The organism is Pirellulaceae bacterium (assembly GCA_029243025.1).
Classification (GTDB): domain Bacteria; phylum Planctomycetota; class Planctomycetia; order Pirellulales; family Pirellulaceae.
In genome coordinates this window covers 80,572-96,244 of the sequence record JAQWSU010000017.1, presented here as the reverse complement: position 1 = coordinate 96,244, position 15,673 = coordinate 80,572, and the positions used below count along the sequence as shown (strand labels likewise).

The following is a 15,673-nucleotide window of genomic DNA, read 5'->3' as shown; positions in this document are numbered from 1 at the left end:
GGTGTCAAAAAGGAGCCAGATTTGGCTGAAGCCAGTGTCCAATCTCAGTCAAAATCAACAGACTCCGCTTCGGGAAAGTCGGGCGGCTCGATCTGGATTTTGGGACCTCAAGCTGATTTGGCTCTGATTATTGGTGCCCCGGTCATTATTTTTGTCGGCATCATGGCCGCAAAGGGCATTTGGAACGCTGCGGCAATTTCGTCCTTCATCATGATTTGGGCGATTGGGCACCATCTACCCGGGATGATGCGGGCCTACGGGGACCCGAGCTTGTTTCGACGGTTTTGGGTTCGGTTTACGGTTGCCCCGCTGTTTTTACTTGCCATCTGCGGCTTCACCTTTTGGACAACGGTCAACAGCGGTGTGATTGCGATTGCGGCTGTCTGGGGCTGGTGGCACTATATGATGCAAGCCTACGGTTTCGTGCGAATCTACGATTCTAAGGTGGGATCCTTCGCAGCCACGACCCGCTGGCTCGATCATGGGATGTGCCTGACTTGGTTTCTGGCTGCTGTGGTTCTTAACGACAATGCGCTTTACGAATTCATTGAGAATTTTTATAGCAGTGGATTTCCCGTGCCATCGCCTACTGTCGTTTCGGCGCTCAAATCAATTGTGTCCGGTGCGACTGCGGCGGTCACTACTCTGTTCGTCGTCAACATGGTCGTTCGCTATCGCCGAGGTGAACGACCGAATCCCATCAAACCTTTGTTGATGCTCGCGACCTTCGGCGCGTTCTGGTATTCCGCTGCAACTGTCACGAACATCATTGTCGCCTATGCTTTTTTTGAGCTCTTCCACGACGTCCAGTACTTGACGATCGTTTGGGCCTTCAATCGGAGTCGTGTGGCCAAAGACCGAACCTTGACCGGTTTTACCAAGTTCTTGTTTCAACCGAGGTTTTGGTTTGTGATACTCTATGTGTTCTTGGTGTTTGCTTACGGTTCTCTGAAATGGGGGAGCCAGTATGTGAACCGAGTTGAACTGGAGAAAATACTGGCAGCCGTATTCCTGGCATCCACTCTGCTGCATTATTATTTTGATGGGTTTATTTGGAAGTTGCGTGAGTCGAGTAACCAAAGTTCGTTGAATCTCACAACCCAACAGCGTGGCAAACGTCCCTTCGCGGTTCCGATTTGGTTGAGGCACTCGGTCTTGTGGATGCTCTTTGTATTGCCGTTGGGGTATCTGACGGTTTCACAAGTACAAGACGCGATTGTTCGGAGCAAGCTTCCCGTTGGCACGCAGCGTCAGCAGATCTTGGAAGAAAGTCGCAAGCTTGCGGAATGTGCGCCGCACAGTATCAATGCCAATTTTACCTTGGGCTTGGCCTATGAAGCGAACGAACTCTTTGACGAAGCTGCCAGTGCCTATCAGACAGCTCTGAAGATCTTTCCTGATCACATCGCTTCGAAAACTAGACTGCGGGTCGTGACGGCCAAGGCTTCAAGCCAGCCCGATGAGTGATCTTTGGAGACGCTCCAGATCTGGATTCTAGCAAGCCAGACGGGCGATTTCCGGGGAGTTGGATAATCCATCGATGTTTGGGGTCACAAGGCAGCAGCACGGATCTTTGCTGACACAACTTCTCGAGGATCATCGATTACTTGAGGCCGGTTTTGGTCACACGTTTAATCTTGAGGTCCTTGATACTTCCCGCCGTATTCCAAGTCACAATTCCCAGTGGCGTGACTGGATCCTGCTCCCACCAAATTGAGAACTTATGATTGGTGTCGATGTCGATGACCTTTTTTTTATTGATATGAATCGTAATTCGATCGTCTCTGACCAGTAATCGAATCGGATACCATTTGTCTTTTTCAAACTCAACCACCTGCGTTGTTTCGTTTTCGATTGCAGAAAAGTCATCAAGGTTTGAAAGTCCGACGACTTGTCCTCCCCAGCCACCCACGATAAGTGAGCAGTATTCTTTCTTGATTGGAAAAGTGAGCCCGCAAAAGAAGTCGTCGCCTGCGGTTCGTTTGGCCTGCAGAGAGACCTCGTAGTTGGAACGCGGAAACTCGCCTTTCCAGGAAATTCCCGTTGCTGGTTTTCCCTTGCCAAGTGTGATAATTCCATTTTTTACTTGGACGGGACCGTGATCCTTAAAATCGAAGGTCTTGATGATGCGCCATCCTTTGAGTGATTTACCGTCGAATAGGACGAGGTTGTCGACGGGGGCCGCTGCGGTTGGCGCGGCGGCGATATTTGTCTTGGCTTCATCATCAGCGACTGCAACAGCGGAGACGTAAAGGACGAGCAAGAGAGAGAGAACATAGCGATTCATGGCGAAGATCTCGGATCGTGGAGATGACGAAGGTTGGTTGAACTTGCATGATAACCTGTTGGCGTTTTGGGGGCGATGGATATCGATCTGGAGAGAGAAAAGTGTTCGGAGAATGGACGGTTCCAGCATTTGCCGGTTTCGACCGCCGTAAATGACGGCTATCATACGTTTTGTTGCGAAGTCCCAGGAAAGGCGCCCTAGTCCATGAAATGCCCATTCTGTCAGGTTGACAACGACCGAGTGATTGATTCTCGGGCGAGCCAAGACGGTTTTTCCATCCGTCGCCGCCGGGAATGCGCGGGCTGCAAAAGACGCTACACGACCTACGAGCGATTAGAAGAGTTGGATCTTAAAATCGTGAAAAAGGATAAGGTTCGCGAACTGTACGACCGTGAAAAAATCCGTTTTGGTTTAGCCAAGGCTTGCTGGAAACGTCCGGTCAGCGATGAACAGATCATGGCCATCGTGTCGGATGTGGAGCAAGGGATCTACGATCGGGATGAAAATGAGATCGGCAGTCAGGAAATTGGCGAGCTGCTGATGCAGAAATTACGGCTGATCGACCAGGTGGCCTTTGTGCGTTTTGCGAGCGTCTATCGAGAATTTAAAGACGTCCGTGATTTCGTAGAAGAATTAACGCCCATGTTGGATTCACAAAAGTCAAGTGATCGCGAAGAGTGAGGGATTGGCTGCGACTAGTGATTTGCGTTAAATCTCGCCCGATGGGAACTGGCCAACTCCTGCTCGCCTAATTCGTCATAGCAGCGGGCCAACGCTTCGTGGATTTCGATCGAGGATGGCAGGCCGTTCAGCGCAAACTCAAGGTCTTCGGCTGCCGCTTCCCAACGCTTCAATTTGAGCAACAGTTGTCCGCGAGTCTCGCGAGTGGATGCATGAGTTTCGTCAAGAGCGACGGCTTGATTGGCAAATTCGAGTGCTGAGTCTAAATCGATCGGTTTCGAATTGCCGGCCAACCATGCCAAGTTATTAAGAATCCTCTGGTTCTTCGGGTCTGACTGTAAGATTACGAGATACTCGTCGCGAGCAGCCTGGAAATCGCCCGATGAGAGGGCGAGGTCGGCTGCCAAGCGTCTCGTTCGTGAGGAAACTGTCTCAATCGTTTCTTCGGACGAGAAGAGCGATCTTACTTCAGCAGCCAAATCGGGATCGTTGAAGGCACGCATGATCAATTTCGTCTGAACATCGGCTCGTAAGGGCGCGGCTTTCATGGCCACTTTCGATGAGTTCAGCCACGTCTGACGATCTCCTATTTCCCAGAGTTGATCGAGGATGTGATTGACGAGCCGAGGTCCGTTTTCGTTGAGCGTTTTCCAATCGCTTTCATCTGTGTAAGCGTAGGCATCGGCCATGATCGTCACCGCCTCATTCGGATGCCCCACGAGTTTTTCTGCCAAACTCCACATCACCCATTCCTGGGCCGTCATCGTGTTTTCGTTGGCAAACTCATCCGAGAATTGAACGATGGCCATGTTGGCTAATTCAATTGCCTTTTCTTTCTTTTCCAGCTTCATATAAGTCTCGGCAAGGCGAACCCGGTCAACGGCATCGGAACGACCCGTTCTCAATGAATTAATCAGATTTTGACCTTCTTCGATTCGTCCTGATTCGCGATAAACTCGAGCGAGTAGTTGGGTAGCCAGGGGATGATTGGGGTATTGTTTGAGCGTGTGTTTTAAATGCGTTTCGATCAACTCGAATCGCTCATTTTCGGGCAACTGAAGCTGCCTCGTAAAAGCCGAATTCGCGATCCAGAAATGGGCGTTTGCATAGTGATTTGTATCGAGCGGGGCAATGCTCCTCATTTTTTCGTAGGCAGCTTCTACGTTGCCTGACGTGGCCAGCATCCGAGCCTGATCAAAAATCACGCTGGGTCGATCGACGCCAAGTTGGGCTAACTTTCGATAATACAACTCTGCGACATTCGGTTGGTTGTTTTGGGATGCCTCGGTGGCTGCGTTTTGATAGTGACGAGCTTTTGCATGCACACTGTGAAGTGGAATTCGAATTAGGCAAAGTAGCACCAAAATCATCAGCAGCATGGCTGGAATACCCATGATCAATGAACGGTAGTTGCGCGTGCTTAGCCATGCGGTCATGAATTCCACCAGAGAAGCGACAAAACGAAACACGAGGCGAAGAGGCGCAAAGAGAATGCGAAGTCGTGGGTCGTTAGAAATCTTGACGCTTAAGTCTTCCGCGATGAGTCCCAAGCGTTGGATCAGTCGGTCAGCGGGGGCCAACACGGTTGAAAAAACCGCTCTGAATGTCTCACGCAACTTGCCGAAAAGAAACAGTAGCTTCCTGCCAGCCTTGCTCTGTTCCGGATTTGTGCGACGACGAACGGTCGTCGAGATTCTCAGGGATATCTCGTCCCAGGACGTCACCACTAGGTGTTTCAACAAGCCAAGGGTGTTGTCGATTCGACGAACCCACGATAAACCAATCGTCCAAGAATGGAGTTGGTGAACGAGTTCTGCGGACAGTCGATGGAATCTCTGAGTGACACTCGAGATGAATCTCGCGAGTGAAGACCGGCGGTAGGGCGACGGCATATGGCGATTTATCCCTTGCAAATCAATCCAAAGTTGAACTCTCTCTTAATGAATCGTAATTCAAATAACCGGTGGTAACCATCAGTAAGTCTCAACTCTTAAATCCAAAATGGGCTCTAGCCGGTATTGGTCGACACATATTCGGGTGGTAGCTGTTTTGAGTTTTATAGGTCTTAAAGCTTGAGGTTGATTCAGTCGCTTTGAGTTCGGCAAAAGCGCTGTTGGGGCCGGAAAGCTGGCCGCCTACTCGGCGGGGCATTTGGACTTTTGTCTGGTTGATTGCTGTCAGAGTGCTGCGTCTTACTGGGACCGGAAGATCTAATAAAACTAGAGTGAGGTCCTGCGGAGGCCACATCGTGATGGCCAAACTGCCTGAAATGCCGAACTGGCGGCGGGTGAAAAGGAGCAGATGGTTTGTAGGAAGAAAAAACAGGCAAAAAAAAACGGCCCGTCACTAAACGGGCCGTTCAATTCAAATTTTACTGTTTCACTTATTCGACCGTATTGCGACGGCGGAACCAGTTGACGCCACCTGCGATCATGCCAACAAGACCGATCAGCAAAAAGGCGGAAGGTTCGGGCACAGCCGCAATCGTCGTCGATCCACTTTGCGTTCCTGCGTTTGTTCCAGAATTACCTGAGATGGAGGTTGAGTCGTAGCTGTTGGGGTTGCTGAACGAAACGTCGAAGGACGATCCGGCTGTGAAACCACCAGCCACGTCGATGTCGACTTTGATCAAATCCGTCGCCGCACCACCGACAGCATGAAGGCCTGGTAGGTTAATTGCGGAAAAGGTGATTTGGTTTCCGCTGACGATGTTTGCCGGATTGGGCGTCGTCGCGGTGGGATCTTCCACTGTGTTTGGGTCGAGCATGGAAGTGTCGAAGTCATAGTCAAACGATGCCAGACCACCTTGGAAGTTCGTGAATTGGAGCGATGTGTTGTATTGAAAGAAATTGAGAGATATGTCAGGTGTTGCAAAGACGACGAATGACGCACCAGACGGGGTCACGTTCACGTCCCCAATCTCGTATTGCACACCAGCTTTGGCCTGTATCGCACAGATGAGGAGCAGGCAGGGACCTAACAGGTATTTTGCTTTTTGAAATCTCATGTCCAAATTTCTCTTCTCAGAATCCAGAATGTTAATCTAGCCACTGTAGGTTGCCTAATATAACCATCAGCAGCGATCGATGCAATCATCCCTCGCAATTTTTCTAGATTTTCCAGACCCACCCCTTTACTGTGATCGTTAATCTCCTTTGTGCGGGGTCGCCTTCTGTTCTGACAAACGGTCGTGGAAGGCAGGTTACGGATTAAGGTTTGTGTCTTAAGATACATGAAGATAATGACTTAGGAGCGGTTGAACTGGGCGATTTTTGCAGGCGCGGGTTGCTTCGATGCAAGCCCGAGCGAAAACTAGGCCTGTCAGATTGTCTTAACACAGCTTCAAGTTTTCCACGTTTTATAAGTCTACTTTTGGCGCATCTCATCACCAGGGACCGCGCTGGACGCAGCATTGGGCGACAGCTCGACAGCATCACAATTGGTGCTCGCCCAGCTTACTCCGAAGACGGATGGCTGCCAGAAGTAACCGTTCGGTGGGTGAGCGACGAGATCGTCACCCTGGGAGATTCAAGAGCTTGGGAGATTCAAGACACGACGGTGGGCCGGTCCCATGCCCCCGTGATTAGGCAGTTCGTTCGGATCACTCAGCCGGTGCGTTGATGACTGTCAACGAAGGTCATCCCGCCCAGCAGAGGAGCGCGGGTAAATCGGTCCTTTCTTCGAGTGCCGGGCGAGATGCCCGTTTTTTCTTGCGAGTCAGTGGCTTGCGGGAACTTCGATAGGTTGTTTCTCGCCCAAAACTCGTTCAAAGCCCGGAACCGAGCGATTCTATGAGTGGCAAGAACAAGCCATTCCCCTGCAGGCTGGCTGGAATACCAACGAACTCTCATCCCAAGAACGCGCCTGGTGTTACGCGCGAGATCCGAGTCTAACTTTTGCGGTTTACGACGTAGCTTGCGATCTCATTGAGCACGGTTTGAGCAAGCGAAGGCGGCAATTGTTCCAACTCCTTACTCGCTTTGGTGGCAAACTGGTCGGCAGTTTGACGAGCTTCGTCGAGTACGCCGCTCTGATCCAACCAGCTTCGTAGGTTGGCACGGTGCTCGGTTTTGCTCGATTCGAGCAACGAAACGAGCCGATCTCGGTCGGAGCCGGTCAGCCTCGCGTAGAGCCGAATGATCGGCAGAGTCGGCTTTTGCTTTTCTAAATCGGTTCCCAAAGACTTCCCGGTGTCGCCTTCGTCGCCGGTCAGATCAAGCAGATCGTCCGATATTTGGAAGGCCATGCCCAGATGCCTACCGAATCGCTCCATCCCTTCAACCAGTGCTGTACTCGCCAACGCGTATCTCGCTCCCAGGTGGCAGGCGCAAGCACACAATTCGGCCGTTTTTCCGTTGATGATCGCGTAGTACTCCTCCTCGCTGAGCGCGTGGTTGCCCCGATTCCCGATTTGGCGGAGTTCTCCCTCGCAGACAATGTTCGTGCTGCGTCCGATGCGACGGCAGGCGTAAGTACTGTCGAGGGTACTTGCCAAGAAAAAGGCGTGACTAAAAAGATAATCGCCCAACAGAACGCTCGATTCATTGTTCCAGCGAGCGTTCACGGTCGCGAGATGCCGTCTCATATCGGCCTCGTCCAGCACGTCGTCGTGTACCAACGTGGCGGTATGGATCATCTCTAACACGGCGGCCAAGGTGTGATGATCGGACGTCACATCACCGGTGGCCGTCGCTGTCAGTAGTAACAGCGCGGGTCTCAGTCGTTTACCGCCGAGTTTTCCGCCATACTGCAGCAAGTCATCGACAAAGGGTGATTTGCTGTGGAGTTCTCTTTTTAGCACCGACTCGGTGGCGTCCAGATGGTCTTGGATCGGGGCGTAAAGCATTTGGACTGCTGTCGGTACGGCGTTGTCGTTAATCACCTGGCTCACGTCTCCATCCCCTTTAAAAATCTCTGTTGCCGAAGAAGCAACCTAAGTCGCCTTTTTGTCAGCTTTTGTAGGGTCAATTCGTCGATAGTGGCCGCTTTTGCCGCCTTGCTTCTCTTCCAGCCGAATGGCCTCAATGCTCATCGCTCGATCCACCGATTTGCACATATCGTAAATGGTGAGGGCAGCGACTGAGGCCGCAGTCAATGCCTCCATCTCGACGCCCGTACGAGCTTTTGTTTGCACAATGGCCATGATTCCCAGGGTTTCGTCTGATTCGTACTCAAAATCGATGCTCACTGCGGTGATTGGGAGCGAATGACAGAGGGGAATCAATTCATCCGTCCGTTTGGCCGCCATGATCGCAGCAAGCCGCGCGACCCCAAGAACATCACCCTTTTGGGCTCGACGATCGCGGATCATCGCCAGCGTGTTCCGATCCATACGGATCCGAGCGTAGGCCCGGGCGGACCGGTCGGTTTCGGGCTTGCCACCCACATCGACCATGTGGGTGGACCCGTCGTTATCAAAATGACTAAATGTGGACATACCCATCAATTTGCACCAAATGGGGAAAAATTGCACCTGGGGACGACCGAGCGGATACCCCGGAAAGGGGTAGCGCTGGTTACCCGTTACCACCAGAAAACCGCAGCAATGCGGCTTTGGTAACGCAAAAAGAAAAAAAAGAGAAATGCCTGGGAAGGACGTCGGGCCGGGATCCCTCCGTCCAGTGACTGAGTCGTTCAATCACCCCATGCATTGATATTGAAAAAATTATCCGCCGCAGGGGTCTAGCTGCAACGGGTTAATCAGGGTCGGCGAAGTCGTATCTAAAACGCCAAAGGCGATTCTAGACAAGCTCCTTTTTCGCACCAATCAGTGTGCGCAGTCTTTCCGCCAATAATGCCGCATCAAACGGCTTCTTGAACGTCTCGTTGATACTCGAACGATCGAAACTCATCGAACTACCATCATCCGGTAGCAAAGCGATCAAGATCGTCTTTGCAAAGTCGCTATTGCGACGAAGATTCTGGCAGATTTGAAGTGCTTCGACTTTACCGATCGAGAAGTCAACGATTATGCAATCGGGGTGGAAGCTTTCGGCTTGAATGCCTGCTTCGAAACCGCTTGCTGCGACTGCGACACGGAATGACTTTTCGGGCGGAAGCTCCCGTCGCAGGTTCTCAATGAGTACCTGATCTTGAGCGACGATAAGTACCTTGGCCATAGCCTCATCTTCGAGGTCACCAAGGGGCATGCCGTGCTCTTTCAGAAATTTGATCAAATACTCGCGCGGGATGCGTCGGTCTTGGGATCCTGGGATCCGGTAACCCTTTAACCGGCCCGAGTCGAACCATTTACTGACAGTGCGCGGGGCCACTTTGCAGATCTTTGCGACCTGACCAGTAGTGAAGACCTTCATTACAGGTTCTCCATTGCTCCACGTTGACTTAACAGGCCGTGAAACTGGCAAAAGCCAACATCACGACATAGAGCCCCCCACTCTTGAACAAACCGTTTTCGCCGTTGCGATCCATCGCCGCGACAATCCCGATTGTTTTCCGAATGTCTGGGTCGGGGCAGTACGCTACACAAAGTTCGCTTCCTAAGTGACAAGGTTCAGATCCGTCTGATCCTGACACAACTTTCGAGCCGCATTCAGCCTCACCCTCCACGAGCAGCAATCCGTCGCAGCTTGCAAAAGTGACACTTGACTGGAATAAGCTCTAAAAGCGAATGCAACGAAAGGTGGGAAATAGCGCAGCAGGTTCATCGTTGAGTTGTTGCGATCTCACGTAATGAACCCGCTCAGGCTGGAAGCCGTCGGCAGATGTCCCCCCCTGGAAAACGTCCCACTGAACCGTCACCAACCGAAGCCGGTGTTGGTCGGCAGTATGCTCTCCGCAAGTATGTTTCGATTCGAGAAGGGGTATTACTTTAGAAACTTTCATCAGTCGCGTCGGACTGACCGCCTGAAACGTCAGTAGGAAAGCTTATGAGAAGCCCAGATGTGACGTTCGCAGCGGCGCAAATCCTTAGTTAATCACCACTTGTGGAACTTGCCCGCATAGTCGCACCGTTTCGGCAGATTTTCTCAAACATTCGTGTCGTCACTGCATGCGGAACTGGTTCGAATGACGGTGGGTCGTCTAGTTGAGACGGTTTTATGGCTTTGCGGTCCATCAAGCGGCTTGCTCGTCGTCACCGCTGCCGTCATCGGGGGGGGCTGGATCGGTCGGATCGGATTGCCGCTGGAGTGCTTCGGTACGAATGTGTCCGTCCTCGGTGACATCTTCAAACTGGACGGATACGCGTTTTGAGATGCCCGATTCTTGCATGGTGACCCCGTAGAGGGTCGTGGCTGCAGTCATGGTCTTTTTCGAATGGGTCACCACCACAAACTTGGTCCATTCGAGGAACTCTCTGAGTACGTCGATGAAGCGACCGATGTTCGCTTCGTCGAGTGGGCCATCGACTTCGTCGAGTACACAGAAGGGGCTGGGGCGGTATTGAAAGATTGCCAGCAGGAGGGTGACAGCCGTTAATGCTCTCTCACCCCCGCTTAGCAGCGAGATCCCCAATGATTGTTTTCCCGGAGGAGTAGCGACGATATCAATGCCAGCCTCGAGGATGTCGACATCTTTCTCCAGCACAATATCGGCGTGACCACCGCCGAACACGCGGCGAAACATCGCTTGGAAATTGGTGCGAATGATCTCCAGGCTTTCGGTGAATAGTCGACGGCTGTCGGCGTTGATTTTGTGGATGATGCGAGCCAGCGAGTTTTTCGCGTCAGACAAATCCTGATATTGTGCGGCGAGTGTTTCGTGTCGCTGTTCCAGAGATTCAATTTCTTCGAGTGCGGCCATATTCACCGCCCCAATGTTACTGATCTTTCGGCGAAGTTCAGCGATTTCGCGGTCGACCTCTTCACGCTCGATCTGCTCCTCGGCTGATTCTTCGGGCAGATCTTCGATCTTCGCGAGTTCAATACCGTAATCATCTTGGACTCGCTGGGCTAAGCCATCGCGTTCTAATTGAGCCTGGTTGGCTTCGAGTTCTGCGGTGTGTTGAATCTGCTCCTGCTGACGTTGTCGTTCCCGAGTCTCCCGCAAGCTTCGCTCCAGTTCGCCGCGTCGATGTTGAACTTGGGCTCGCGTCTCGTGTAGGGTCGATATTTCGCGCTGCCAGTGTTCGTCGGCCAGATAGAGTTCTGCCAAAGCGCTGGTGGCATCGAGGATCAGGCGGCTAGCTTGGCAATGTCGATCTTGGGCTCGATGGAGGTGCGAGCGGATCTCATCCAGGGCGCGAGTTCGCTCTTTTTGATCTTCCTGAAAGCGAATGAGTTGTCCGCGCAGATCATCCAGCCGCTGTTCGCTCTTTGCCAATTCAACTTTGACAGCGGTGACTTTGGAGGATTCTTCCTGTCGTTGGCTCTCGGTTTGTTGAATCTTTTGCCGATTTTGCTGAGATTTGTTTTCCAGTTGTCCGACTCGCTCGTTCATTTTGGCCTGTTGATCGGCTTTTCCGGCGTGACGTTGTTCAGCGATCGTCAATTTTTCCTGGGCAACAACGATCTCGCTTTGAACGGTTTCCAATTGGCTCGCGAGTGTTTTGTGGCGATTGCCGGCTGCTTGACGCTGAATTCTCGCTTCGGTTAATTCGGCCGACACTTGATTGTGAGCGGTTGCTTGGGTTTCGACCAACTGTTCCGCTTCACCAATCTCATTTTTTAAGTGTTGGAGTTTGTGTTCTGTCTGTTGGAGAGTTTGATTGAGCTGAAGGATTTCTTGCTGAAGCGACCGCAACTCACTGCGACGAGAGACAAGTCCGAGTCCCGATTGTCGTGGGCCGGCCAGAAGTCGACCATTACTTTCTAAAAGTTCGCCGGCACGTGTCACGTAGCGGAGTGCGGTGTGCTCCTGCTGAAAGCCGATTGCGTCGGCGAGTGTCTCGACACACCAAGTTGATCCTAGTAATTGACGAACCAGCGGTTGGAACGCGGCCCCGACTTCAATGAATGAATCAGCTCGGCCAAGCACCGCTCGATGAGTCAATTGCGGCAGCGACCGCTCCTCGCCACGATGGGGCAATTCCAGGTCGATTAATCCAACACGGCCTTTGGGTTGAATTTCGCCAGTTGCAATGGCCTGGGCCAAGGAGCTGCCATCGACCACGATGAATTGAGTAAGATCTCCCAACGCGACGTCGATCAGAGGGGCCATTCCGACGTCGACACGGATCAAGTCAGCGACTAGTCCGCGGACGGTGGTAAGCGGTCCCATCAGACTGTCTTGTGAGTCGAGCAGAATCTGCTTCACCCCAGGGCTCAGACCTTCCTTCCGCCGCTCAAGATCCTCGAGAACGCTGGCACGTTCGCTGGCTACTGCGTGACGTCGTTGTAAGTCAATCAATTCTTGCTGTGTGAGGGAAAGTCGTTGTTCACGTTTCTGCAGTGATTGGCGAGCTGTGCTGAGTTTCTCGCGGCTTTTTCGCTCCTGCTGGTCGAGTCGATTTTCGTCCGCTTCTTTTTCTGCCAGCTCTGCAAAGGCGTTGGTCAGTTGGCTTGTTAATGATTTGTGCTGCTGTTGGCACCGTTCGAGCGTTTCTTGAGTGCTGTGGATTTCGGCAGCTAAACCGCTGATTTCTCGGCCCAGGTCGCCGCTCTCACGCAAGAGATTTGCGTGTTGTTCACGTTGTTGATCCAGTTCTCGCCGGCGCGAATTTAATTCAACCGTGGTCGTTTGCAGTTCTGCTTCATGCCCCAGCAGCCGCTCGCGAATCTCGTGATCAACACTTTCGGCCGATTCTAGATGCTGTTCGATTTCCTCGACTTGCTCACCCAAGTCACCGGCCCGGGTGGTCATCGCCAGCCATTGGCGTCGATAGCGTTGGATCTCGTGTTCCAGGTCAGCAAGACGCTCTCGCTCGTGATCCGCGGCTGAGCGATGATGTGCCAACCGTTGTCGAACGTCCGCAATCGAACTCTCGGCGGTCTGCAGGGCGGTTCCGACTTGTTCCGCCTGTTGATTCAAATCCCGTTGAGTTGACTCGTCGTCAGACAAAATTGTCTGCAGTTCAACGAGTTGACCACGAGTTTCCGAGAGCCGTTGATTTAACTCGTCAAGTTGGGAGGTGAATCTCCGCCAGTCGGCTCGACCAACGTTGGTCCGCAATTGTTTTAGTCGGTCGTTGTATTCTTTGTAACGACGCGCTTTAGAAGCCTGATTCCGCACGTTTCGTAAGCGGCTCTCTACCTCTTCGACGATGTCTGCCAGACGTGTCAGATTCTGTTCGACTCGCTCGAGCCGACGCTGAGTTTCAACTTTCTTCGCCTTGAATCGGCTGATTCCTGCGGCTTCTTCAAAGATCGCCCGACGCTCTCGAGCGGAAGCTTGCAGGAGGGTGTCGACTTTTCCTTGCTCAATCAGGCTGTAGGCGTCGGTGCCAACGCCCGTGCCGCGGCAAAGATCACGCACATCCCGCAAGCGACACGGGTTGCCATTAATCAAATACTCGGCTTCGCCGCTCCGATACACCCGACGAGTAATTAAGACCTCATCGGTATCGACCGGTAGTAGTCGGTCGGCGTTTTCAAAAAAGATGGTCGCCTCGGCCGTATTCGCGGGGCGACGAGTCGCTGAGGCGCCACCCGAACCCTTGAAAATTACGTCGGCCATTTCCTTGCCACGCAGACTTTTGGCACTCTGTTCACCGAGCACCCATTTGATCGCGTCTACGATGTTGGACTTGCCAGATCCATTGGGACCGACAACTACCGTGATTCCCTCGGGAAACTCAAAACGTGTCTTGTCCGCGAAACTTTTAAAGCCGCAGAGTTCAAGTGCTTTGAGCATGGTTCACCGAAGACAAACGAAGGACGATCAGGTTTAGCGAAAGCCCCGTCGTACATGATTTTATCGAGCAGGCAACAGCCCGTCGTTGAAACGATCGGAGTGTGCCGCTAGACCCAGGGCAGGAAGGGCCAATGCCCCAGGACGTATTTTATCACACACCCGACTGATCGTGCACCTTGCCGGAGGGTAAACCGTTTCCAACTGACAAGGAATCGTCTTTTTTGTCGGCCGGGATCCGCTCGCCCGGTTCTTTGGCCGACTCATCTTCCAAATTGTACTCGCGTCCCGGTTTGGGGAGTGCATCAAACTTAACGCGAGCCGATAAGCTCCCGTTTTGTTTTGCATGATTAATAGCTGCTACCACGTCGGTGTAAGAGCCGTCCAGTTTGACAATTGTGCGGATCAAATCACTCAGGTTATTCGAGCAGTAAATTACAGTGTCATTTTTGCCTAATTCAAAACGGCTCACTTTGAAGCGATCCGAGCCATCCGACTTGGCCATGATCTTTTTACCCGCGAAAATTGCGACAGGCGTGGTGACTGTGATATCTTGTCCGAACAAGACGATCTCCGGACGATTCGTCTTGCGAATATGCACCAAAGGAGCCCGGTCCGATGGGATTTCGTGGATTGATAGCGTGTCGTCGATGATCTCACCCTTCACCACCGGATCGCGTGGGTTGGCGTCCATGATGGCGTAGAACGCTCCATAGCGAGCTTCGTCGCTTTCGATCTGCATGAGGTCGGCGAGCGCCTCGCGGGAATCCGAGCTCACCATAGAACCGAGGGCGGTAATCGCATGCCAACGCAAAGCCGGCTCATGGATGGCCGCGTTTTTTAGATGAGGAATCGCTTCGCTGCGATCCAAATAGGCCAATGATTCGGCCGCTGCGAAACGTACGATTTGGCTATCTGAGTCTAAGACGCTGAGCAGCGTTGGCACGGCCTCTTTACCAAGCGCCTCCAGCTTCACGGCCGTCGAAAGAGCTTCTTTCGGATTTCTGAGATCACCCTCAAGGGAAATCATGCGTTCAATCATCTTGTGGGGCGATTCGCTGATCGGAATCGACTGGATCACACGAAAGTATCGAACTAAATTGTTGCGATAACGGGAATGAACTGTGATTTCCACGAACGAGTCTCTTTTTGGAATGGCGACTCCTCGCTTCGTGCCACGGTCAAAGGTGTGAAAGCGTCGATTGACCACGTCGCCAATACGAGCACTTGCACGAACGCTCTGATGGTCCGGCTTGAGAATCAGCCCTAATTCGCGACTCTTTGTCGAGAGTGCTCCCCCTAATATTCTGCCGCGTGTTTCCGATACCCGGTCGCCTTCTCCCTCCATCAGGGCGTCGACAACGACGGCACCGGCTGCGAGTGCGAGTGGCTCTCCGGTCCGGATTTTGTTTCCCAATACGGCCATTTCTTGGAGCCGCGATTGCATCAACCATCCATTGCGGAGACTCTCCGTCTCACTACGAGAAGGAGTGAGTACTTCGACGTCCAGGCGATCGCCTTTGCGCAGCCCTGGCGGAATCTTTGCGCGAATGATCACCAGCGATGTCGAGGGCAGAGAAAGCAATGTGTTCGGCTTATCTACACCACGTCGCTTCATGTCGTCGACCAATATGCGACGTTGGCTGTTGGCCGGTGGGTCGCTGCCGGTGTTGTCTAGGTTGGTGGTCAGGGCCAAGCCCTCGATCATCATGGGACGCATGCCCCAAATCTGTGCCATGTCACCGACCGTCGTGGTGGTTCTTTCTTCGATAATCGGCTCGGTATCCGGTGTCTGTGAACGCACCACGGGCGATGTACACCCGACCGTCAGACTAAGAAGTACCAACAGAGTGCTGACTACTGTCCGTTCAGGCATCGTGCCCATGACAACTCCCGTTTCAAACCAAAATCGACAAAATAATGAGGCAGAACCGTAGTCGTTTGCTGAAAGCGGGTCAA

The 15,673-nt window shown here is 52.5% G+C and carries 10 protein-coding genes; 2 read left to right on the top strand and 8 right to left on the bottom strand.

What is annotated here, in order from left to right:
- The first annotated feature begins 21 nt into the window (after positions 1 to 21).
- The gene (locus P8N76_07365) at positions 22 to 1,467 is read left to right on the top strand and encodes a tetratricopeptide repeat protein (protein ID MDG2381475.1); all 1,446 of its coding nucleotides are present in this window, start codon (positions 22 to 24) and stop codon (positions 1,465 to 1,467) included.
- A gap of 136 nt (positions 1,468 to 1,603) precedes the next feature.
- Here P8N76_07365 and P8N76_07360 read toward each other — a convergent pair whose 3' ends face one another.
- A complete protein-coding gene (locus P8N76_07360) occupies positions 1,604 to 2,287 on the bottom strand; it encodes a DUF1080 domain-containing protein (protein MDG2381474.1) in 684 nt (227 codons plus the stop codon).
- A 204-nt stretch (positions 2,288 to 2,491) separates the two neighbouring features.
- On the opposite strand from P8N76_07360, the gene nrdR reads away from it, so the two are divergent.
- Positions 2,492 to 2,968, top strand: coding sequence for a transcriptional regulator NrdR (nrdR, locus tag P8N76_07355; protein MDG2381473.1), 477 nt, complete (start codon positions 2,492 to 2,494; stop codon positions 2,966 to 2,968).
- A 14-nt stretch (positions 2,969 to 2,982) separates the two neighbouring features.
- Here nrdR and P8N76_07350 read toward each other — a convergent pair whose 3' ends face one another.
- The 7 genes from P8N76_07350 to P8N76_07320 all read right to left on the bottom strand — a co-directional run bounded on the left by P8N76_07350 (position 2,983) and on the right by P8N76_07320 (position 15,599).
- On the bottom strand, positions 2,983 to 4,860 hold the full coding sequence (locus P8N76_07350) for a hypothetical protein (GenBank protein ID MDG2381472.1): 1,878 nt from the start codon (positions 4,858 to 4,860) through the stop codon (positions 2,983 to 2,985).
- 491 nt (positions 4,861 to 5,351) lie between these two features.
- Positions 5,352 to 5,975, bottom strand: coding sequence for a PEP-CTERM sorting domain-containing protein (locus P8N76_07345; GenBank protein ID MDG2381471.1), 624 nt, complete (start codon positions 5,973 to 5,975; stop codon positions 5,352 to 5,354).
- 882 nt (positions 5,976 to 6,857) lie between these two features.
- A complete protein-coding gene (locus P8N76_07340) occupies positions 6,858 to 7,850 on the bottom strand; it encodes a polyprenyl synthetase family protein (protein MDG2381470.1) in 993 nt (330 codons plus the stop codon).
- A 51-nt stretch (positions 7,851 to 7,901) separates the two neighbouring features.
- Positions 7,902 to 8,405: a cyclic pyranopterin monophosphate synthase MoaC gene (gene moaC, locus P8N76_07335; protein ID MDG2381469.1), complete on the bottom strand. Its 504-nt coding sequence runs from the start codon at positions 8,403 to 8,405 to the stop codon at positions 7,902 to 7,904.
- A 304-nt stretch (positions 8,406 to 8,709) separates the two neighbouring features.
- A complete protein-coding gene (locus P8N76_07330; protein ID MDG2381468.1) occupies positions 8,710 to 9,282 on the bottom strand; it encodes a response regulator in 573 nt (190 codons plus the stop codon).
- A gap of 760 nt (positions 9,283 to 10,042) precedes the next feature.
- The gene (smc, locus tag P8N76_07325; GenBank protein ID MDG2381467.1) at positions 10,043 to 13,717 is read right to left on the bottom strand and encodes a chromosome segregation protein SMC; all 3,675 of its coding nucleotides are present in this window, start codon (positions 13,715 to 13,717) and stop codon (positions 10,043 to 10,045) included.
- 151 nt (positions 13,718 to 13,868) lie between these two features.
- Positions 13,869 to 15,599: a flagellar basal body P-ring protein FlgI gene (locus tag P8N76_07320; protein MDG2381466.1), complete on the bottom strand. Its 1,731-nt coding sequence runs from the start codon at positions 15,597 to 15,599 to the stop codon at positions 13,869 to 13,871.
- Between the last annotated feature and the right edge of the window lie 74 nt (positions 15,600 to 15,673).

Bases quoted from the DNA above. Each gene is read 5' to 3' on its own strand.
- P8N76_07350 (MDG2381472.1), bottom strand. From the start codon at position 4,860: ATGCCGTCGCCCTACCGCCGGTCTTCACTCGCGAGATTCATCTCGAGT.
- moaC (MDG2381469.1), bottom strand. From the start codon at position 8,405: ATGTCCACATTTAGTCATTTTGATAACGACGGGTCCACCCACATGGTC.
- P8N76_07360 (MDG2381474.1), bottom strand. From the start codon at position 2,287: ATGAATCGCTATGTTCTCTCTCTCTTGCTCGTCCTTTACGTCTCCGCT.
- P8N76_07320 (MDG2381466.1), bottom strand. From the start codon at position 15,599: ATGGGCACGATGCCTGAACGGACAGTAGTCAGCACTCTGTTGGTACTT.
- smc (MDG2381467.1), bottom strand. From the start codon at position 13,717: ATGCTCAAAGCACTTGAACTCTGCGGCTTTAAAAGTTTCGCGGACAAG.
- P8N76_07345 (MDG2381471.1), bottom strand. From the start codon at position 5,975: ATGAGATTTCAAAAAGCAAAATACCTGTTAGGTCCCTGCCTGCTCCTC.
- P8N76_07330 (MDG2381468.1), bottom strand. From the start codon at position 9,282: ATGAAGGTCTTCACTACTGGTCAGGTCGCAAAGATCTGCAAAGTGGCC.
- nrdR (MDG2381473.1), top strand. From the start codon at position 2,492: ATGAAATGCCCATTCTGTCAGGTTGACAACGACCGAGTGATTGATTCT.